Raw genomic sequence first — 20,851 nt, forward strand, 5'->3', positions numbered from 1 at the left:
AGCCTCCCTCAATATTTGGATAACGTAATCATATCGCAAAATCATATTAGTTTCTTCGCCTTTCTTGCTTATATTCAAAATATATATGCGTATTTTGCTATGATTTTTGCAGTCACTCTGCTACAATAGACAAAAAATAGACTTAAAAGAAAGAATGCAGCTTTCTTTTAAGCGCGAAATCCAGCAGTAGAAAGCGGTGTTATTTTTTATGAGCGAAACGGTTTCCCTCACCTACGGGGCGGAGGAAGGCGATTTTTATATGCAGCATATCAAACGTACGGAGCCGTTCGAGCGGACGAATCATTTTCACGAGACTTACGAGGTGTACTACCTGCTGTCAGGCCAGCGGACCTACTTCATCAAAGACCGCTCGTACTTGATTTCTCCGGGCGATCTTGTTTTTATCAGCAAAAATGACGTCCACAAAACATCCGACGTAGGGCAGCCCGGACATGAGCGGATCGTTATCAATTTCAGCGACAAATTTATTCATACGGACCACCCGCTCTATCATCCGTCCCTCTTCTCCATTTTCCGGCAGCCGACCCATGTGCTGAGCCTCAAACTGCAGGACCAGATCTTCGTCCAGACCATTATGGGCAAGCTGACCAAGGAGCTGAAGGAAAAGGCGACCGGATTCGAGACCTATATTCGTCTTCTTCTCGTGGAGCTGATGCTGTTCTCGAGCCGCTATGCGGAGCGCCATGAAACGGTTCCCTTCGAGCATGCCAGCCCCCTGCACAAAAAAATATCCGAAATCGTCCAGTACATCAATGTCCACTTCGCGGAACCGATGACGCTGTCCGGCATTTCGGAGCAGTTCTACATGAGCTCGTACTATTTGAGCCGCGCCTTTAAGGAAATCACCGGCTTTACCTTTATCGAATACGTCAATATGACGCGCATCCGCGAAGCCCAGACGCTGCTGCGCGAATCCGAGCGCAAAATTATCGATATCGCCGACACGGTAGGCTTCGAAAATATCGCTCATTTCGGACGCATGTTCAAGAAGCTGACCAAAATGACGCCGCACGAATACCGCAAACAAAACCGCCAAGCCTAGATGCGAACTGAACCCCAAATGTCCGGACATGTCCATTCATTGGGGTTCAATTCGATGCGGCTTTGGCGGTTCATTTGGTTCCGTATGCAGGACGTCGGAATGAACCCTCCTGCTGCTCCTCTCGCTATAAGCCGGTTCTTATCCGGGCATGCCCGGCTCCGATCCGCCGCGCCCCCGTCCCCGAATGCTCTCCAAACGCTGGAAGCCCCAGCGCAGCATGTACGGCACAACAAATAAAATAAACAAAATTCTAAACATTTGATACGCAACCACCAGGGAAATATCCGCCCCTACCGTTGAAGCCGTAACGCCCATTTCCGTCATGCCGCCCGGAGCGGTGCTTAGGAACGATGTCATCAGCGAAACGGGATACACCAGCGTAAAACCGTACGAAACCGCCAGACAGAAGGCGACGACCGCGACGCTTCCCGCGATGGAATAAGGCAGCAGCTTCCGCCAATTGGATAAGCTGCTTAATTTGATGCCAAGTCCCATATAGATGCCCAAGCTCCACTGTGCAAGCATAATGAGCAGAGGAGGCAGATGGAACGGCTCCAGTCCGCCCACTGTCAGCAGAGCCCCGGCAAGAATCGGGCCGAGAAAATGCGGTGTCGGAAACCGCATTTTTCCCGCCAGCCATGCGGAAGCTGCAATCAATATGACCACAAGAGCGGAAAAAAGAGGCCGTGCCCCCAACTCCTGAAACCACGCAATCAGCGACTCCCACAATCCGTTCCCCCCGCTTCCCGCTGCTCCCATCGCGCCGTTTCCCGTTATCACGCCGTCTGCCAGACCGTGAACCGTTAGAAACGGTACGATAAAGATAACGCTTAGCAGACGGATCGTCTGCATAAAGGCAACGATGCCGCCGTCCGCGCCTTTAATCTCCTCGCTCAGCACGACCATCTGCGACAGCCCTCCCGGGATGCTGCCGATCGCGCTGCTGGCAAAGCTGATTCCCGTCTGCCGGGCTGTGATATAAGCGGCAAGAAGGCTGAATACGATGGTCAGCAGCGTCGCGATAAGCATCGAGGGCAGCTGCGACGAGATTTGCTTTGCGCTCTCCATCGTAACGGAAAGCCCCATGCTGTACCCGAGCAGAGCCAGTCCCGCATTGCGGAGACCGCCGCTCCAGGTCAATTTCCTGCGAGCTGCAAGCGACCATACAATGACTGCCGTCAGAGGTCCGAGCATCCAGCTTAACGGAATGTGCAGCAGGGTAAACAGCAGGCCTCCGGCAAACGTGACCAGGATCGTTTCCACCATACGATTCATGAACATTCCTCATTTCCCATAATTCGGCTCTTATCACAGAAAGCGCCTTGTTTCAATAGATTTTTCCTGAGAAAATTCTAATGGATTTCTCATACATAGCCAGAAACCTGCGCGGCTCTAGCGCTCAGCCCGCCTCTAGAAATTACTGGATTTTTTACTTGTGGTATGGTAGTTATAGGCCGCTTTAGGAAGACAGGCCTTTCAATACCATAACTGGAAGAAGGATGTGCTTAACAGAAATGAAAAAGATGCTGACTGTCACAACACTAACATTATCGCTATTGCTGTCGGGTGCCGGCCTCGCCGTTCCGCAGCATGCTTCAGCCGCTTCCGCATCAAAAGACGATAAAATAGTTAGCACGGCTAAATCATATATTGGCAAGGTCAAATATAAATTTGGCGATCGCAACCCGGACAAGCTGATCTTCGACTGCTCTTCGTTTACACAATTCGTGTTCAAGAAAAATGGAATCAGCATTCCATGGGGCTCCAAGGCTCAAGCCAAAGAAGGAACGAAGGTATCCAGCAAGTCTAAGCTGAAAAAAGGCGATCTGGTCATGTTCAGCGTGAGCAAAAAGAATCAAATCGATCATGTAGGCATTTATATCGGGGATAACAAGTTTATCAGCAACACCAAAAGCTCCGGTGTCGTTATTTCCAGCTTGACCACAGGCTATTGGAGCACCCGTTTCATCGAAGGACGTCACTTGTAAGACTCTTATGTAAAATACGACATAGGTAATCATACCATCTATCCGGATAGGATGATATCCTTTTTGCGAAGATGCTTGATTGCTTTTACCGATGAATATTCATCCGACGGATACTTAAATATATTGCAAAAGAGGGTGTCCCATAAGTCATTAAATGACTGAGGGACGCCCTCTCATTTTGTACAACAAAAAGAAACCTACCTTTGGTAAAATGGAAGTACCACCCACCATTCACATAAAGGAGAGGTTTCTTTTGTACATTCAATATACCATGGATCAACTTTGCCTGCCAATGGATTTAGAAGAGGACATTCCAGCAAACCACCTCGTTCGCGTTGTAAACACTGCCGTCAATCGTCTCGACGCCGCTATCTTCGACGCCGCTTACCCCGGAGGCGGACGAGATAGCTATCACCCCAAGATGTTAACCAAAGTCATCATTTATGCCTACACACAACGCATCTACTCCTCTCGCCAGATTGCCAAGGCTGTCCGTGAAAACATCATGTTTATGTGGATCGCAGGCAGGCAGCGCCCGGACTTTCGTACCATCAACCGCTTTCGTTCGGAACGAATGAAAACTGTACTGGAGACTGTGTTTACGGCCGTTCTTCAATTCCTCGCAGAGGAGAACTATGTGCAGTTGGAGCATTACTTTGTGGACGGCACGAAGATCGAAGCCAATGCCAACCGCTATACGTTTGTTTGGGGAAAGGCTGTCGTGAAGCACAAGGCCAAGCTCCAGGAGAAAGTCCAGACCTTGTTCGCCGCCATTGAAGAAGCTGAGAGGCAAGAAGAAGGAGCACATGAGGGCAGGGATCTTCACGAGCTGGGAGAGTCATCTGCCATCACAAGTGAAAAGCTGGCACATGCCGTCAAGCAGTTGGAAGAGCGCCTGCAGGAGAAGCCTAAAGATAAACCGCTAAAGAAGGCGGTGCGTGCGCTCCGCAAGGACTTGCTTCCGCGGCTCCAAAAGTATGAGACACATGAGATCATCTTAGGAAATCGAAACAGCTACAGCAAAACGGACCATGACGCCACATTTATGCGAATGAAAGAAGACCACATGCGAAATGGCCAGCTCAAGCCGGGTTACAACGTACAGATTGGCACTGAAAATCAATTCATTCTCGGCTACAGCGTTCACCAGCGGCCGACCGATACGCGCTGCCTCATCCCTCATCTGGAGAAAATAAAATCACAGTTCGGCAAGCTGCCACACACCGTCATCGCTGATGCGGGCTATGGCGGTGAGGAGAATTATGACTATTTGGAGCAGAACAAAGTCGAAGCCATTGTAAAGTACAGCACGTACCATCGCGAAAAAAGCAAGGCATGGCAAAAGGACATCAGTAAGATCGACAACTGGACCTACAACAGCGAGCAAGACACGTGGACATGCGCAGCCGGACAACCGCTCCATTTTCGTAGGGTAAGTAAGGAAAAAAAAGAAAGTGGGTATGAAATCGAACACAGGCATTACCGAAGCACCAGCTGTGAGGAATGCCCGCTGAAACCACAGTGTACGAAGGCCCAAGGTAACCGTGAGATCAAAGTCAGCATGAAGTATTTGCGGCTAAAGGGCCAAGCAAGGCAAAAGCTCCGCAGTGAAGAGGGTTATGCCCTGGCAGTGAGGCGCATGATCGAGCCGGAGCCTGTGTTTGGTGATATGAAACACAACAGAGGATTTAGAAGATTTCTGCTTCGTGGCTTACCAAAAGTAAGTCTGGAGGTCGGGTGGCTTTCCCTTGCCCACAATCTACTTAAGAAAGCTGCAATAGATACCAAAAACCAAGGAGCTAAGCGAGAACAGATCGCATAGCTCCTTGGTTTTTTCGAATGTCATCTTATTTTGTTCCAGAGGGTGTCTCCAAATTTACTTTTGGGACAGCCCCTTTGTATTTAGCTTACATGTAATTAAAATTTCACCAGGTTGGCTACCTGTACAGGCAGTCCGGTACGAATCGATTGGTTGCCCGCAATCCCTGTCAGGATCGACATCGCTCCGTCTACATGACTCGCCGCACGGTTGAAGCGGTCATACTCCTTCTCGCCGAACAGATCGTTCAAGAGCACCGGATCACCGCCGCCGTGTCCGCCGGCTTTTTCCTCTACATGCACTTCATACGGTGCGTCGAACATCGGGAATACAGTAATCTTCTTCCCTTTCACCGCGCCTTCGAGAGCCTGATCTCCGCCGGAATTCACGTAGGAGGATTCCACCACGTTCATCTCGATGCGGCCCTTGCTGCCGTTGAAGCAGACCCGGAAGCCTTCCCATGGAGCGTAAGCGTACAGGTTATAGGTCAGAATCGCGTTGCTGTTGTATTTCACCATGACGCCCATCGTATCCTCGATGTTGATACCGTCGCCGAACACGCTTTGGTCGCGGTAGTAGCCGTCTTCTTTTTCCGCATCCAGGTACATCGCTTTCAGCTGCGGATTTTCTTCCAGATGCAGCGCGAACGGATCATTCTTCGCCGCTTCGCTGCCATGAGAACGGGAGTAAAACTCGGTAACGCCGCGTTTCTCCGCATTTTCACGTCCGTAGAACATCAGATCGCCCAAGGCAAATACCGTTTTGGGCTGCGTACCCAGCCAAAAGTTCACCAGATCGAAATGGTGCGTCGATTTATGAACAAGCAGACCGCCGCTGTTGCGTTTGTCGCGGTGCCAACGACGGAAATAGTCTGCGCCGTGCTTCGTATTCAACAGCCATTCGAAGTGAACGGAATGAACGTCGCCGATAGCGCCGTCGAGAATCAGCTCGCGGATCTTCGTATTGTGCGGGGAGTAGCGGTAATTGAACGTGACGCGCAGGTTGCGGCCGGTTCTTTTGACAGCGTCCAAAATTTCCTGGCATTTTACATCGTCCACGGTCATCGGCTTCTCCGTAATAACGTCGCAGCCCAGCTCCATCGCGCGGATAATGTACGTATGGTGCGTGCGGTCCACCGTCGTAACGATAACGATGTCCGGCTTCGTTTCTTCAATCATTCGGTCAAAATCATGCGCTTTATAGGTAGGAAGCGGTCCGACACCGAACGGCTCCAGCTTTTGGTTCGCCACATTCATCCGGGTTTGGTTGACGTCGCAAAAAGCGACCAGCTCGGAAGTTTCCTTATAATCTCTTGCAATGGACGTATAGAAGAAGCTTGCTCTTCCGCCTGTCCCAATTAATGCGTAGCGTTTACGATTCGACATCTAGTAATTCCTCCCTTGGTTATGTTATTGTGAGTATAGCGCAATAAATACATGAAAACAGCACACTTATTGCTTACATTTTATTTTTTTCGACTTTTATTGCTATTTACTTTTTCTCACTTGAGAAGTTCATTAGCTGAATATAAGGAGAAAGGAGCTGCTCCGATGGATAAAAAGGCACGTAAGCACGGAACCGCCTCCCCTCTGCCGATCTCTGAAGCCCAGCCGGCAGCGGCCAAGCGGCCCTTCAACTTCTCTGTCAAGGACGGCTTTCATCTGGACCATTCGGTTCGGACCGATTCCTTCAATATGATGCAGAATCACGCCCACGACTCGTATGAAATTTACTATATGCGTGCAGGCGAACGGTTTTATTTCATTAAAGACCGTTCCTATCATGTAAATAAAGGGGATCTCGTCCTCATCCAGCCTAACGTGCTGCACAAAACGACGGAATCGCATGCCCCTAACCATGAGCGTATTCTGATTAATTTCACGGAAAGCTTTATGGCCAACATTCACGGGGAAATTGTCGAAGGACTGTACCAGGTATTCGACGAAGGGCCGGTGCTTCATCTGGATGCCAGAGAGGTGCTCGCCGTGGAAGCGGTCATGGAAAAAATGCTGCGCGAGAAAAAACAGCCCGACGACGCTTCGGAAGGCTATATGAAGCTGCTGCTCGGGGAGCTGCTCCTGATGATCCTCCGCCATCTCCGGCAATCCGACCGGAAAAGCCGAAACACGGAGCATCCGACGACGCTTCACCGCAAGGTGTCGGACATCGTCAAGCATATCAACGAGCATTTCCGCGAGCCAATGTCGCTGAAAGGGCTGGCGGCCCATTTTCATATCAGCTCGTACTATTTGTGCCGTATTTATAAAGAAGTGACCGGCTTCAGCGTCATTGAATACGTAAATACTTTGCGCGTTCAAGAGGCCCAGAAGCTGTTGAAGAACACGAGGATATCCGTCACCGACATTACCGAGAAGGTGGGCTTTGAGAGCAGCACCCATTTCGGAAGAATTTTCAAAGCGATCTGCGGCATGTCCCCTCTGCAGTACCGTAAATGGGCCAGAGGCGAGTAAAATCGGATTAGGTTTCTCGATGCTTTTTGCTTATAATAGAGAACGTAGGCGTTACATTAATTTGGGAAAGAAGGGTGAAAACCAATGTTAGATCCAAGAGTGGAGCGTTTGGCCGATGTGCTGGTCAATTATTCGACCCGTGTGCAGCGCGGTGAGAATGTGCTGGTTGAAGCCTTCGGAATTGAAAACCAGCTGGTGAAAGCCATCGTTCAAAAAATACATCAAGCCGGCGGTCATCCCTTCGTCAATGTCCGGGACCACCAAATTATCCGCGAGCTGCTGATCGGCGCCACGGAAGAACAGATCAAGACCTGGGCGGAATTCGATGCCGCTCAAATGAATCTGATGCAGGCTTACATCGGCGTGCGCGGGGGCAACAATATTTACGAGCTGTCCGACGTGCCGGACGAGCAAATGAAGCTTTACAACAAGCTGTACAACCATAAAGTCCATTCGACGATCCGGGTGAAAAATACGAAATGGGTCGTCCTGCGCTATCCTACCTCTTCCATGTCGCAGCTGGCGTCGATGAGCACCGAGGCTTTCGAGAAGCTGTACTTTGACGTGTGCACGATGGATTATTCCAAAATGAGCCGCGCGATGGACGCGCTGGTCGAGCTGATGAACAAAACCGATAAGGTCCGGCTCGTCAGTCCGGGTACCGACCTCAGCTTCTCCATTAAAGATATTCCGGCTATCAAATGCGCCGGCGAAATGAACATACCGGACGGCGAGGTCTTCACCGCCCCTGTCAAAAATTCCGTGAACGGAACCATTACATACAACACGCCGAGCCCTTACAACGGCTTCGTGTTCGAGAACGTCAAGCTTCGCTTCGAGAACGGCAGGATCGTAGAAGCTACCTCCAACGATACGGAACGGATCAATCAAATCTTCGATACCGACGAGGGAGCGCGCTATGTCGGAGAATTCGCGATCGGCGTCAATCCGTTCATTCTCAACCCGATGAAGGATATTTTGTTCGACGAGAAGATCGCCGGCAGCATCCACTTTACGCCGGGCCAAGCGTACGACGAAGCCGATAACAGCAACCGTTCCTCCATCCACTGGGATATGGTGCTGATTCAGCGTCCTGAATACGGCGGCGGCGAAATGTATTTTGACGACGTGCTGGTCCGCAAGGACGGATTGTTCGTGCTTCCGGAGCTGCAGCCGCTCAATCCGGATCAATTGAAATAAGGCGTGAGCATGAATCAGAGCATACCTATCATGAATGCCCGCTTAAAGGAAGATTTCTTTCTCCTGGCGGGCTTCATGGGGTATGCTCTTTTTTTGGGAGATAAGCGCTTCGTATTTAAAAAGCAGCCGGGCAGGTGAAGCTAGTTTGCACGCCGCGCCAAATAGAGGCCTCGGCCGGTGAGTCCCTGCGGATCGTACTCCACCGCCAGATTCAATTCTTGAAACGCATTCAGCATCTCTTCCACACGGAATAGGCCCAGCTCGTGTTTCTCGGAAAAACGGGTTATTCCCTTATCGGTTCCCACAAGATACTCGAAATGCAGCACGGACAGCTTCCCTGCGCTTTCCGAGAAGGACATGCGGCTGACCTTCATTTCCTCATTTTCGGCTTGAATAACGTCCAAATAGCCGGGAAACCAGTTCTCCGGCGTAAACCAGGGCTCGATCAGCATAAGACCTCCCGGCTTCAAGTGATTTTTGAATTGTTTAATCGTCTGAACCAGCCGTTCTCTGGTGTTCGCATAAGCAATGGAGCTGAACAGACACATAACTACATCGTACCGCTTACCCAGATCAAAGGAATGCATGTCCCCCTGCCAGAATCGGGAAGCCGGGTTTCTATGCCGCGCAATTGCGAGCAATCGTTCGCTAAGATCCAGCCCGTCGACCTGGTAAAATTCGGTTAAGCAGGCGATATGCCTCCCCGTCCCGCAGGCTGCGTCCAGTACCGTTTCGGCGTGTTGGCAGCAGCGAGCGATGTGCCTTTGAATTATGGCGGCTTCCTGCCTGTAATCCTTGGAGCCGTACACCAAATCGTATACCTCATCGGCCGATGGTCCCACCAAATAACCTCCTCGTGTCTACATTATTTTCATCGATACAATCATCCTTCCCTTCATGTATTCTCGAGCCGCTCCCATTTTCCTTTTCATGGAATCTTATGCGAATGACAGCTGCGGAATGAAAAAAACGGAACAGGCAGCGTCGCATGGGACAATCCCTGCTCCGTGCTTGTTCCGTCCTTAAATCCAATCATCCAGGCAGCGCTTGTAAGTGACGAGCTCCCCCGGCTTGAAGAAATGGTTGATCTCCCGTTCCGCCGCCTCAGGAGAGTCGGAGCCGTGAATAATGTTGATCCCCTTGTGCATCGCGTAATCGCTGCGGATCGTGCCGGGCGCGGCCTCCAGCGGATTCGTTTTGCCCATCAATGCTCTGGATTGAGCCACCACCTCATCCCCCATCCACACCATACCGAACACCGGACCGGACGTAATGAACTCTACCAGTTCGCCGTAAAAAGGCCTGCTCACATGCTCCTCGTAATGAAACTCGGCCTGCTCCTTCGTAACCTGCATCAGCTTGGCGCCGATCAGCTGGAACCCTTTATTCTCAAAACGCTGTACAATCGCTCCGATCAGTCCGCGCTGCACTCCGTCCGGTTTGACCATCAAAAATGTTTTTTCCATAGAAACCTCCCACGAAGACATATTGGTTTACCGTAATATACCAGTATACCCATTTGGAGAAGGTTTCCAAACATATCGGCATCTTTTGCCGCTATCCGGTTCAATCAAATACGGTATTTCCCCAGCGAGGCGCCTGATTCAGAAATCCGCGGGGCTCATGCTTGCGATGTTCGAACCGCTTCAGCTCCCCGTTCTCGAACGCCTCGGTAAAATCGTGCCGCTGGTAGTACTCTTTCAGCCGGCTGCGGCTTTCCGCACATAGCTCCGGGTGCTCAAATGCGATATTGCGCAGCTCATCGGGATCGCTCCGCAGATCAAACAACGCTTCGAGCCCCCCGTTCGTATGATACGTATATTTGTAGTGCTCCCAGCGTCTCATGAATTTGAGCATGGCCCCCCGCCCGAATTCGCCGTACACCTCGCCGCGCGTCTCTGCTTCGCAGTTCTTGAGCCGAAGGCAGCAGATTGACGCCCGCGCACCCGTCGGGGAGGCTGGCCCCCGCAGCGGATAAGATGGTCGCATACACATCCTCCAGCACGGCGAGCTGCTCCCTGCTCTCTCCTTGCGGCAGCGCAGCCGGCCAGCTGAGCACGAGCGGAATCCGGTTCGACGCTTCATAAAACGTCCGCTTCCCGAAGCTGTGATGGTCGCCGAGCATTTCACCGTGATCCGCTGTCAGGATGACGAGCGTATTCTCCCGCAAATTCAGCGCTTCCAGCTGATCCAGAATTCGCCCGATCTGCGTATCGGTCTGCGTAACCGAACCGTAATAAGCCACGCGAATCCGCCGGATTTCATCGTCGCTCAGCTTATCGGCTCCGCCGACTTTATAATCGTTCTGCACCTCGACGGATAGATCGATCGGCTCCCGCTCCGCACTGCGTCCAATCCTTCATAATCGGGAACAGGTCGATGAACGGCTGCTTGGTAAAGTCAATCAAGCCGGAGTCGACGCCGAAGACGATTTCGTTCGAGGTGACCGAGCCGTTCTTATCCAGATCCAGCTGGGGAATCAGCTTCTCTACCGTCTGGTCGGAGAAATACCGGATCATCCAGTTGGGCCTGTCACCGCCCTGTTTGTTCGTCCCGATCGCCATCGGCGTAATTCCTTGGGCCTTCAGCTTCGCCTGAGCCTCATTGAACTGCTCCCACGTCTGCGGCAGGTTCCGTGATGCCGGCTTTTTTGAACAGCTCTTTGTTATAAAACAATCTAACCGCATTGGAAAAGGTGGGAATACCCGCAATCTTATCCGTCGTCGGAACGAGCATGGCATTCATAATGGAATCGGAAAAGGTGCTGCGCCAAGGCTTGTTGTCGTTATATGGCGTCGTTTTATCCAGATAGCCGTTAAAGTCGGTCAGCAGACCTTTCCCGTAATCCTCCTGCGTCCACAGGTAACGGCTGCGGAAGATGTCCGGCGCGTTATTGCCGATCAGCTGGGTGGTTACCCATGTGCGGGCATCGTTTCCGTTGTCTCCGTAATCCGCAAGCTGCAGCTCCACCTGAGCCTTGCCCGAGGGAAGCGCATTATAGTCGGAGACGAGCTTCTGCATAGTCTGGTTGTCTTCCTCCACCTTGCTCCGGTCCGTCGAAAAGGTGATTTTGACCTTGTTGGCTCCCGTCGACTGCTGACCTTGAGCGCTCCCATCGGGCTCCGCTCCCGTCTGCTGGGCAGCCTGCTCTCCCGAGCAGCCTGCAGCCGCCCCCGACGCTAACAGAACGGACGCAAGCAGCAGTATAGGTTTGGCATAATTCCTTTCCTTCCGGTACTTCCTTTGCATATAGATTCTCCTCCTAAAATGAGTTATGTACTCTATTGCTCATTCTGCATAACGATGTAGATCGTTCAGCCCTTCAGCGATCCTGAGGTCACGCCTGCGACAAAGGCCCGGTTCGCCACGGCAAAAAGAGCGATCAGCGGGATCGACGCGATCACATAGCCGGCCAGCTGGAGACCCAGCCCCTGCTGAATAGTCCCCGGGATGCGCCCCAAAGCGAGCACGACCGGTTTGACCGCATCGCCCGAGGTGATAACAAGCGGCCAGATGAAATTGTTCCAGCCGTTCATCGTGTTTAATATGGCCACGACCGCCACAACCGGCAGCAACAGCGGAATGGCGATCCGTATAAAAATCGTTTTTTCCGGCGCGCCCTCCATCTCCGCCGCTTCAAAAAAGCTTTTTGGAATATTCGTGAAAAATTCCCTCATCAGCATCGTTGCCATCGTTGAACCTATCGTCATCGGCGGCAGCACCTGTCCGCTGAACGTATTCAGCAGCCCCATATTTTTGATCAGTACGAATTGCGGCACGAGCAGCAAAAAGCCCGGAATCATAAACAGCATGACGATCAAAATATACAGCAGTTCTTTGCCCGGGAATTCAAACCGGGAGAATGCATACGCCGCCGTAGACGCAAGCACGAGCACCCCCAGCACGATCGATGCCGTTATGAACACGGAATGAAGCAGAAACGGCCATAAATAACGGAATGCCGTTGCGTAATTCTCCCAATGCAGCGCAGTCGGGACACGCCAGAACTGCTTGATAATACCTACACGATCCTTCAGGGAATTGATCAGCGTCATATAAAACGGGAATAAGGTCAGCGCCAGCAGCAGGGCAAGCACAGCCCCGTGTACGATGCGATAGCCAGGCTGATTGTTGATTTTCATGGCGGGATCGCCTCCTTTTATTCCGCAAATCGGAGCGGACTCCGGCGGTTAGTCGGGCTTATCCGTCGATTTCAGCAGCCGGTTATTCACGACCGTCAACAGTAAAATGACGAGAAACAGCATCACGCCGACGGCCGACGCATAGCCCAGCTCATTGTGCGTAAACGCCCGGTTGTACAGATGCAGAGCCGGTGTCAGGGAAGCATCTCCCGGACTTCCGTTCGTCAGCACGAGCGGCAGCTCAAAGTTCTGAATCTGATGGATGACGGTCAGCATCACAACCAGTTTGATTTGGCTTCGCAGCAGCGGAAGCTCCAGGCGCCAGAACCGGCTCCATCTTCCCATCCCGTCCATGCTTCCCGCTTCAAACAGCTCAGACGAAATGGCCATAAGTCCCGCCAAATAAATCAGAAAATAGATCCCTCCGATCCAAGGAAAGTTATAAAAGATCATGGCGCCGATCACCGTGCTCTTCTCCCCAAGCCATGCATGGCTCCAAGCGCCGAGACCGACCAGCTTCAGCAGCTGGTTCAATACGCCTCCCTGCTCATAAATCCACGACCAGATCCGGATTACAACGATACCCGGAACTACCATCGGAACGATAAACAGAACCCGCAGGATGCCTGAGACCCGCTTGCTCGCTACATGGAATACCAGCACGGCGGCCAGCAGGGGAAGCGTCAAATGGGCAGCCAACGCACCGAGCGTAAGACATACCGCATTCACAAGCGAGGTATGAAGCGAATGATCGCCCAGCATCGCACGAAAATTGGCGAGCCCGGCAAAACGGTCGACGTTCGCCCCGTTCCATTCATACAGCGATTTGAACAGAGCCGATACGAACGGACCGTATTTGAAGACGACAAGGCAGATAAAAATAGGCAGCAAGAAGGCGTAAGCTTTGCGGGCCTTCCACAAGCTGTGCAGCAGACTGCGCCGCTTCTCCGGCCTAGCGGGTGCGGCGGACAACCGCTGAGGCCATTCAGATTTTACATTCATGTCTTCCCCCTGGATTCAAACTGGGATTGCAGAATGGAGCAAAAGCTGATGACCTCCGGCGGTCCGGTCGGACATTAAGTTAGTATGTGATTGGATTTGACGCACCGAAGGAGAATGGATCAGGTGCTTTATTGGGTAACGGACAGCGTGCGCGTCGAGTGACGGACGATGACTCGTGTCGGAAGGGTAATTTGCTGCTTCTTGTATTCCGGAGCATTTAACAGCTGCTCGAGCACGTGAACGGATGTTTTGCCCATGTCGTAGATCGGCTGATAAACCGACGTCAGCGCCGGCGTCATTAAAGCCGTAACGTCATAATCACCGAAGCCGGAGAGCGATATTTCCTCGGGTACCCGAATGTGCAGAAGCTTGAGATGGTTCAGTACATTAAACGTAAGCCGGTGCGTCGTACAGAAGATCGCTGTCGGCGGCTGATCCTGCTGCATCATGCGGCGGATCGGCACGGTTAAATCCTCGTCCGCCATCGTCATTTCATGCATGAGGCTGGGATCTAGCGCAACGCCGTGCTCCTGCAGCGACTGGATATACCCGCCGATCCGGTCCTCCTCACATTGGTTTGCGTGCCGTTTGTGATGGAAAATCGCAATGCGCCGATGGCCGCCACGTAGAAGATGGTTGATCATCTCCCCGCTGCCCCCCTTGTTGTCGACATCGACCCAGGTCACCTCCTGGTCTTTGAAGGAAGCGGCGACGATCACATGCGGGATTTTGTGCCCCACGAGCGATTGGGGCAAATTCGACTGCAGGGGCGGATTGATGACCAGCATGCCGCTCAATCCGTTGCACCGGCAGAAATGGGTGAGATCCTCCGCGTCCGGCTGGTGGGTCGGAATAAGCGTTAAATACTTACCAAGGGCATAGGCGGCTTCCATAATGCCGTTCATCAGCTCTCCCATAAATTCGGGATGAGCAACCGTCGGCGTAACGACACCGATCGTTTCATGACGATGCGATGCAATAGTCGGGCGGAAAGCCATCTGATTCATGATGCCGATGACCTTCTCCCTCGTCTCCGGACGCACGTCGGGCTTATTGTTCAGGATGCGGGACACTGTAGAGGTAGATACGCCGCATAATCGGGCTATTTCTCGGATATTCATGGAAACCTCCTTGCCAGCATCAAGATGGGAAGCAGCGCCGCACAACAGGACGGTCATGGAAATAGCGCATGAAAGCCGTGTAAGGAAGCCGAACCGTTTCCGGGCTGTTACCGGTATTGTTTCGGTACAGTTCCGAAACGCTCGAAAAATAGGGGGACACACAACGGCATCCCCTTTATTTCATACTTTTCCGATCATATCACATGGATATAATTTCGGAAAGTTAAATTTTGCCGGCTGCTGCCGATTGACTGATAAACGCGTAGGAGCCGGAGCCCAGCTCTAGCCGCACGCCCTGCGGCGACGCTTCCGACAGCTGCACACCGTCCGCCTGATCCAGCTGCGTTCCGCTTTCCAGCCAAAGGTCCGCATCCGTTCCGGGCAGCCAAACCGTTGCCGTCGTATTCGGCGGAATCGTCACCTTGACCGTCACGCCGTCTCCGCCTGTTTGCTTCCATGAAGCTGCAACGGTGCCATACATCGATTCCAAAGAAGCCTCCGCCCAGTCGAGTCCCGGCGTCAGGCGAGGCTGGATTCGGATATGCTTATACCCGGGCTGCGCTTCGTCGGTATCGATTCCGGCAACGCGGCGGTACAGCCAATCCCCGATCGAGCCGTAGGCATAATGATTGAAGGAGTTCATGTCCTTGCTCCAGAAGCTGCTGTCCTCGCGGATTCCATCCCAATGCTCCCAGATTGTCGTCGCGCCCTTCGTCACCTGATACAGCCAGGACGGGTAATCCTTCTGGAACAGAAGACGGCTTGCCGCCTCATGATTTCCCGTGTCGCTCAGCACCAGATTTAAATAAGGCGTACCGACGAAGCCGGTCGTCAAATGGAAGCCGCTTTCCTCCAGCAGGCTCATCAGCTTGGCGGAAGCGCGTTCCCTAGCCTCACCTTCGACCAGGCCGAACATAAGAGCCAGCACATTCGCCGTCTGCGTCGTCACCGATAGCCGTCCGGCCGGCGTCACGAATTCATCCGTAAACGCTTTCAGTATATTCCCGTACCACTCCCGATATGCCTCCGCATCGTCGTTCTTTTCGAGTACTGCCGCGGTCTTCGCCAGCAGCGATACGGAATAAGCATAAAACGCCGTGGCGATGAAATCCCGGTCCGTAGCGCCGATATAGCTGTCAGGCTTGGAATCCAGTCCGAGCCAGTCCCCGAAGTGAAAACCGGTGTTCCACAGGTAAGGCTGATCTCCCTGATTGCGTATATATTGTGCCCAGGCCTGCATGCTTTCGTACTGCTCTTCAAGAATGCGCCGGTCCCCGTACGTTAAATACAAGGTCCACGGACAAATCACAGCCGCATCTCCCCAAGCCGACGAGGAATGATTTCCGCCCATGCCCTCGAAGTCTTTCAGCGCATCGGGAATGACGAACGGAACGCCGCCGTCCTCCAATTGGTCCGCCTTCAAATCCCTTAACCATTTCGTGAAAAAGGGAGCGACATTCATCAGAAAGGTCGCGGTTCGGATAAACATTTGCGCGTCCCCCGTCCAGCCGAGCCTCTCGTCGCGCTGCGGGCAATCGGTAGGCACGTCGAGGAAGTTCCCTTTTTGCCCCCACAGGATGTTATGCTGCAGCTGATTGACAAGCGGATCCGAGCAAGCAAAATGACCTGTCGGCTCCATTGCCGAATGCAGCACGACACCTGTAAAATCACTCAGCCGCACGTCTTGGAAACCGGTCAGCTTGACGTAACGAAAGCCTTGAAAGGTAAACCTGGGTTCATACGTTTCCGGTTCATCGGAGCGCTTCGTGTAGCGGATCTGCTGCTTGGCGCTGCGCAGGTTCTCCGTATAGAAATTTCCGGCCCCATCCAGCACCTCGGCGTGCTCCAGCAGCACCTCAAGTCCTTTCGGGCCTTTTACGGTAAAGCGGACCCATCCAACCAGGTTCTGCCCCATATCGATGACCGTCTCGCCTGCAGGTGTCGTCAGAAGCCCAATCGGCTTCAAGCTCTCCGCCTTCTGCACCGTCTCGTTCTCTTGAGCGACGAGGATGGACAGATCCGTCCCCGGAACCACTTGAGCGGGCAGCCACGCCGTATCGGAAAAAGCCCCCGTACTCCACCCCTCCTGCTCCAGCCGGGCATCGTACGTTTCCCCGTGGTACAGCTCGGACATCAGGATCGGACTGCCTGACGCTTTCCAGCTTGCGTCCGATCCGATCACTTCCTCCCGGCCGCCCGTATACCGGATATGCAGCTGAAGCAGCAGTGCGGGGCCAGCTGCCATACAGCTTTCTGCGGTCACTTCCAGGTAAGATACCCGCTGTGCCAGCCTCTGCCTAGAGCAGCCCCCAATGCATTCGCTCCGGCCGTCAGCAGCGGCGTTACGTCATAAGTCTGATATTGCAGCCGATGCTTGTAGCTGGTCCAGCCCGGCGTAAAGTAACTCTCACCGACACGCTGCCCGTTCAGCTCAAGCTCATACACCCCCAAAGCCGTTGCATAAATACGCGCCTGCTCTACCTCTCCATGAATCTCGAAGCCTCTGCGCAAATACGGGCATTGCTCTTCGCCGATGCCGACGTGCTCCGGCGCCGCAATCCATTCGGCCTGCCAAGCGCTGGAATCCATCAGGCCCGTTTCGAAATAGGCCGTCGCCGACCAGGGCGACGAGGCGCCGCTTTGATCCCACACCCGTACCTGATACAAGTAGCGCTGGCGGGGCTTGAGCTGTACTTCCGCCAGCTCTATATGAACCGATTGCTCAGAGGCCGTACGGCCCGAATCCCAGATGAATGATGTTCCTGCTCCATCTGTCTGCTCGAACAATTGAATCTGATAAGCCTGCTGCTTCACCTGCCGATCATCGGAATGAAGCTGCCAGCTGATCCTGGGACGTTTCACATCCAGTCCTATGGGGTTTTCCAAATACTCACATCGCAGTTTGCGTACTTCCAGCATTGATACCTCATCCTTTCACTAACGTCAGTAGGCTTCCATCCGTTATAATGATATAGGAAAACGTTTGACGGGAACCCCGGTAAAACAGACATTGTCATCCGGTAAAAACGCCGATTCCTTGTTAATCTGAATAAGGGAGCCGATTGATGAAACGTTCATCGCAAACCTTGACCGCCGACATGCTCTTCAAAACCAATGTACATATATTCGTCAATCGGGCGCTGGAAGATTTCGACCTGCCTCTGCATGCCCACGACTTCATCGAGTTTGCCTATGTTGCGGAGGGCAGAGGATTTCATCACATCGAAGAAGAGGTGCAGCCCGTCCATAAAGGACAGCTGTTCGTCCTTCCGGTCGGTGTATCGCATGTATTCCGCCCTGCCTCCGCCGATTCGTCCAAATATCCTCTGGTGGTTTACAACTGCGTGTTCACCGCCTCGGCCTTACATCTGCTCACAGGCCTTGTTTCCGATCCGGAGATCGAAGCCTACCTTCGTTCTCTGCAGCATTCGGACCGGCCTGTCTGCCATTCAGTGCGGGATCGGGACGGAACGATCGAGAAGCTGCTGCTCAAGCTGCATCAGGAATACCGGCTCCCCCGCAAAGGCTCGCAAACCTTTCTGTATGCCCTGCTGCTGCAGCTGGTTGTTGAAACGTACCGGCTGCAAGCCGAAGCAGTCCTTCAACCACCGGAGCTGCAAACGCCGGACGTGGAAGGAAGCGTTAACTTCTCTCCTGTGCTTCAATATATAGAGCGGCACTATCCAGGGAATGTTACCTTGGCGGAGCTGGCCGGCCGCTCACAATGGAGCGAGCGCCAGCTGCAGCGCTTGTTTTTGCAGTTCACAGGCCAAAGCTTCCGCAGTTATTTGCAAAATCTGCGAATACAAAAAAGCTGCGATCTGCTGCGCACCACCGGGCACAAAATAAGCGCCATCGCCGAAACTGTCGGCTATAAAGACATGGACTCGTTTAACGCCGTATTCAAACGGATCGTCGGCACGACGCCGAATGAATTCAGACAGCAGTCCCGGAAAAAGTAAAGGAACCTGTATAGGCTATACTTCAAAAAATGTAATTGTAATTTTATGGAATTCCTGATATAACGAATATAAGCAGTGCCGGTAGATGCAACTGGCGTAACGTGGAGTCCCACGAGGAAGCATCTATTTCATACGCCGTACGCCTGGGCAAAAGTATCCAGCCTCCATCACAGTGGAGGAGGGATACTTTTTATTTTCTCAAAAGGGAGATGCGTTCATGGAAGCGGAAAAACGGAGAAGAGATGTAGCTATTTTGCTTTTTGACCAGGTCGAAATATTGGATTTTGCCGGACCGTACGAGGCTTTCCTCAGCGGCAGCCGCCGCGGACAAGATTTTCGCGTGTACACCGTGACGGAGAAGGCCGAGACGGTTCAAGCCTTGGGACAGCTTAGCATCAACCCGACCTATGCGTTCGATAACTGCCCGCAGCCTGATATTCTTATTATCCCGGGGGACCGGGTACGCGGCAGCAAATGCACAACCAGGCCGTAACCGGCTGGATAGAGACCTGCGCGGAACGGGCGGAGCTCGTGCTCTCGGTTTGTACAGGAGCGCTCATTCTAGCCAAGACCAGCTTGCTCGAAGGCCTGCGGCTGACAACGAACCGGCTGGCGGTCGAGGAGCTGCGGCAGGCCGCCCCGTCTTCAGCCGTCATCACGGAAGAGGCGCGCTATATAGACAATGGACGCATTATTTTATCCGCAGGAGTGTCCGCCGGAATAGACATGTCCCTCTACGTGATCGGCAAATGCCTCGGGCAAGCGAGAGCACTTGAAGCCGCCGCATTGATGGAATACGATTGGAAGCCCCAGCCTTTGCAGGAGAAGGGATCCCAATGAATAGCCGGGGAGCGCAAAACGGCAGGGAGTGGTTAGGTGAAGCCGGATTTACAAAAGTAAAAGAGCTGCTCGTACGTGGCACCTATCCTACTGTCTGCTATGAGCTCCATTGCCCTGCCTGAAGCCTCTGCCACCTGTTTAAATTGGCAATGACCTCATTATCGACAGGCAGCATCAGACGCTGCCGGGCCATAAGCACCGCGCCGATGACCGGCGAAAACTGCGGCGTCACGGCTTCATACTTCTTGACGGTTCCCTGCTTGAGCCGCTCGTTCAGCCGGTTCGCGAAGTAAGGACTGCCCACGACACTGCCGATAAAAGCCACCGTGACGGCATCTCTGGAAAAAGCAGCCGCAAGCATTTCGATGCCTACCATCATTTCGTCAATCGCCCGGTCGCAGACTTTCCTGGCCAACGGGCTGCCTTGGAGAGCCGCTTCCGTAACGGCGGGAGCGAATTGGCCGAACCTCAGATCCCGCGCCCGTCTGTCCGCTGTAAACCCGTTTCTGGCGATGCCCCAAAGCTCCTCAAGCGAACGAGCCTCCCAGTGCTCCAGCATGCTGCGGATCAATGCGGCGTCCGCCGGAACGGTTTGACGGGCTAACGCTTCATATACGGCGTCATATGCGATAAATCTTGCAGCGCTTGCGGCATAATGATGAAAGTCGTAATTGCGGATCATCTCTCCCTTCTCATTAATCGCCAGCAGAATCGAGCCGGTGCCTGAAATGACGATAATGCCCGGCCGAGCGAGCAAAGCTCCGCAATGAGCAACGACCGCATCATTGACATGCCATTTGGGACAATCCAGTCCTTCCAGCTCCGTCAGCTGCTCAACCCACTCCCTGTCCCCCTCCTCGTCGTAGCCTGCGATGCCGGCTGCAACCCCTTTCACTTGACGAGGCTCCCGATCGGCAGCTTTCAAGGCCTGCACGATGGCCTGCCGCACATTTTGCACTGCGCCTGCATCTTTATTGATCGAAGCGGCGCCTTGCTCAGAATAGGACAGCACCGTTCCCTGCATATCGCTGACTGCGACGCGGGTATGCGTACCTCCGCCATCGATTCCTATGATCACATCCTCCAAATCGTACATCCGTAACCCTCCCTTTTCCTGATTTACAGTATATTCTACATTCATTCCGTTAAATCCTACTTCGAATTTTGAAGGGAGAGCCTCAACTTCCACCTAAAATTTTCCTCCTTTATCTAGACCGCTGTACAGTAATATCCGTATGGCCGC

20 protein-coding genes, 1 pseudogene and 1 riboswitch are annotated in these 20,851 nt (G+C 52.9%); of the genes and pseudogenes, 7 read left to right on the forward strand and 14 right to left on the reverse strand.

The features are described from left to right. Positions 1 to 208 precede the first annotated feature (208 nt). Entirely contained in the window at positions 209 to 1,063 is an 855-nt protein-coding gene (locus ACHHV8_RS21030) for a helix-turn-helix domain-containing protein (RefSeq protein ID WP_395161256.1), read from the forward strand. Between the two features lie 138 nt (positions 1,064 to 1,201). On the opposite strand, the gene ACHHV8_RS21035 is transcribed toward ACHHV8_RS21030, so the two are convergent. Next, a complete protein-coding gene (locus ACHHV8_RS21035) occupies positions 1,202 to 2,338 on the reverse strand; it encodes an AbrB family transcriptional regulator (RefSeq protein WP_395161258.1) in 1,137 nt (378 codons plus the stop codon). Between the two features lie 239 nt (positions 2,339 to 2,577). Here ACHHV8_RS21035 and ACHHV8_RS21040 point away from each other — a divergent pair, with 239 nt between their 5' ends. Both ACHHV8_RS21040 and ACHHV8_RS21045 read left to right on the forward strand, forming a co-directional pair. Continuing rightward, on the forward strand, positions 2,578 to 3,051 hold the full coding sequence (locus tag ACHHV8_RS21040; RefSeq protein ID WP_395161260.1) for a C40 family peptidase: 474 nt from the start codon (positions 2,578 to 2,580) through the stop codon (positions 3,049 to 3,051). A gap of 253 nt (positions 3,052 to 3,304) precedes the next feature. After that, positions 3,305 to 4,873: an IS1182 family transposase gene (locus ACHHV8_RS21045; protein WP_395161262.1), complete on the forward strand. Its 1,569-nt coding sequence runs from the start codon at positions 3,305 to 3,307 to the stop codon at positions 4,871 to 4,873. A 95-nt stretch (positions 4,874 to 4,968) separates the two neighbouring features. Here ACHHV8_RS21045 and ACHHV8_RS21050 read toward each other — a convergent pair whose 3' ends face one another. Continuing rightward, entirely contained in the window at positions 4,969 to 6,255 is a 1,287-nt protein-coding gene (locus tag ACHHV8_RS21050; RefSeq protein WP_395161264.1) for a Gfo/Idh/MocA family oxidoreductase, read from the reverse strand. A gap of 165 nt (positions 6,256 to 6,420) precedes the next feature. On the opposite strand from ACHHV8_RS21050, the gene ACHHV8_RS21055 reads away from it, so the two are divergent. After that, a complete protein-coding gene (locus tag ACHHV8_RS21055) occupies positions 6,421 to 7,341 on the forward strand; it encodes an AraC family transcriptional regulator (RefSeq protein WP_395161266.1) in 921 nt (306 codons plus the stop codon). Positions 7,342 to 7,425: 84 nt separating this feature from the next. Next, positions 7,426 to 8,541, forward strand: coding sequence for an aminopeptidase (locus tag ACHHV8_RS21060; RefSeq protein ID WP_395161268.1), 1,116 nt, complete (start codon positions 7,426 to 7,428; stop codon positions 8,539 to 8,541). A gap of 140 nt (positions 8,542 to 8,681) precedes the next feature. Here ACHHV8_RS21060 and ACHHV8_RS21065 read toward each other — a convergent pair whose 3' ends face one another. The 11 genes from ACHHV8_RS21065 to ACHHV8_RS21115 form a co-directional block, all read right to left on the reverse strand. Next, positions 8,682 to 9,383, reverse strand: coding sequence for a methyltransferase domain-containing protein (locus ACHHV8_RS21065; protein WP_395161270.1), 702 nt, complete (start codon positions 9,381 to 9,383; stop codon positions 8,682 to 8,684). 180 nt (positions 9,384 to 9,563) lie between these two features. Beyond that, positions 9,564 to 10,007 (reverse strand): nucleoside-diphosphate kinase, encoded by a 444-nt coding sequence (ndk, locus tag ACHHV8_RS21070; RefSeq protein ID WP_395161272.1) that lies wholly within the window; start codon positions 10,005 to 10,007, stop codon positions 9,564 to 9,566. 100 nt (positions 10,008 to 10,107) lie between these two features. Further along, a complete protein-coding gene (locus tag ACHHV8_RS21075) occupies positions 10,108 to 10,329 on the reverse strand; it encodes a hypothetical protein (protein WP_395161274.1) in 222 nt (73 codons plus the stop codon). Then, positions 10,322 to 10,852 (reverse strand): sulfatase family protein, encoded by a 531-nt coding sequence (locus ACHHV8_RS21080; protein WP_395161276.1) that lies wholly within the window; start codon positions 10,850 to 10,852, stop codon positions 10,322 to 10,324. The genes ACHHV8_RS21075 and ACHHV8_RS21080 overlap by 8 nt, the downstream gene beginning before the upstream one ends. Then, positions 10,836 to 11,105: a hypothetical protein gene (locus ACHHV8_RS21085; RefSeq protein ID WP_395161278.1), complete on the reverse strand. Its 270-nt coding sequence runs from the start codon at positions 11,103 to 11,105 to the stop codon at positions 10,836 to 10,838. Before ACHHV8_RS21085 ends, ACHHV8_RS21080 begins: the two co-directional genes overlap by 17 nt. A 37-nt stretch (positions 11,106 to 11,142) precedes the next feature. Continuing rightward, positions 11,143 to 11,790 carry an ABC transporter substrate-binding protein gene (locus ACHHV8_RS21090; RefSeq protein ID WP_395161280.1) on the reverse strand — a complete coding sequence of 216 codons (648 nt, stop codon included), beginning with the start codon at positions 11,788 to 11,790 and terminating at the stop codon, positions 11,143 to 11,145. Between the two features lie 65 nt (positions 11,791 to 11,855). Continuing rightward, positions 11,856 to 12,683, reverse strand: coding sequence for a carbohydrate ABC transporter permease (locus tag ACHHV8_RS21095; RefSeq protein WP_395161282.1), 828 nt, complete (start codon positions 12,681 to 12,683; stop codon positions 11,856 to 11,858). A gap of 48 nt (positions 12,684 to 12,731) precedes the next feature. Continuing rightward, positions 12,732 to 13,685 carry a carbohydrate ABC transporter permease gene (locus ACHHV8_RS21100; protein WP_395161284.1) on the reverse strand — a complete coding sequence of 318 codons (954 nt, stop codon included), beginning with the start codon at positions 13,683 to 13,685 and terminating at the stop codon, positions 12,732 to 12,734. Between the two features lie 128 nt (positions 13,686 to 13,813). Beyond that, positions 13,814 to 14,806: a LacI family DNA-binding transcriptional regulator gene (locus tag ACHHV8_RS21105; protein WP_395161286.1), complete on the reverse strand. Its 993-nt coding sequence runs from the start codon at positions 14,804 to 14,806 to the stop codon at positions 13,814 to 13,816. 223 nt (positions 14,807 to 15,029) lie between these two features. After that, positions 15,030 to 17,051 (reverse strand): family 78 glycoside hydrolase catalytic domain, encoded by a 2,022-nt coding sequence (locus tag ACHHV8_RS21110; protein ID WP_395161288.1) that lies wholly within the window; start codon positions 17,049 to 17,051, stop codon positions 15,030 to 15,032. 14 nt (positions 17,052 to 17,065) lie between these two features. Continuing rightward, complete coding sequence (locus ACHHV8_RS21115; RefSeq protein ID WP_395161290.1) at positions 17,066 to 17,725, reverse strand: glycoside hydrolase family 78 protein; 660 nt, start codon at positions 17,723 to 17,725, stop codon at positions 17,066 to 17,068. Between the two features lie 146 nt (positions 17,726 to 17,871). Here ACHHV8_RS21115 and ACHHV8_RS21120 point away from each other — a divergent pair, with 146 nt between their 5' ends. Together ACHHV8_RS21120 and ACHHV8_RS21125 are read left to right on the forward strand one after the other, a co-directional pair. Beyond that, on the forward strand, positions 17,872 to 18,768 hold the full coding sequence (locus tag ACHHV8_RS21120; RefSeq protein WP_395161292.1) for a helix-turn-helix domain-containing protein: 897 nt from the start codon (positions 17,872 to 17,874) through the stop codon (positions 18,766 to 18,768). Positions 18,769 to 18,845: 77 nt separating this feature from the next. Next, positions 18,846 to 18,924: riboswitch (ZMP/ZTP riboswitch) on the forward strand. 61 nt (positions 18,925 to 18,985) lie between these two features. Then, positions 18,986 to 19,608, forward strand: a pseudogene (locus ACHHV8_RS21125) (DJ-1/PfpI family protein). A gap of 97 nt (positions 19,609 to 19,705) precedes the next feature. Here the strand turns inward: ACHHV8_RS21125 and ACHHV8_RS21130 are convergent. Continuing rightward, complete coding sequence (locus ACHHV8_RS21130) at positions 19,706 to 20,704, reverse strand: N-acetylglucosamine kinase (protein ID WP_395161294.1); 999 nt, start codon at positions 20,702 to 20,704, stop codon at positions 19,706 to 19,708. Positions 20,705 to 20,851 lie beyond the last annotated feature (147 nt).

Origin of the sequence: Paenibacillus sp. TAB_01 (genome assembly GCF_043945595.1) — a bacterium.
Lineage (GTDB): Bacteria > Bacillota > Bacilli > Paenibacillales > NBRC-103111 > Paenibacillus_S.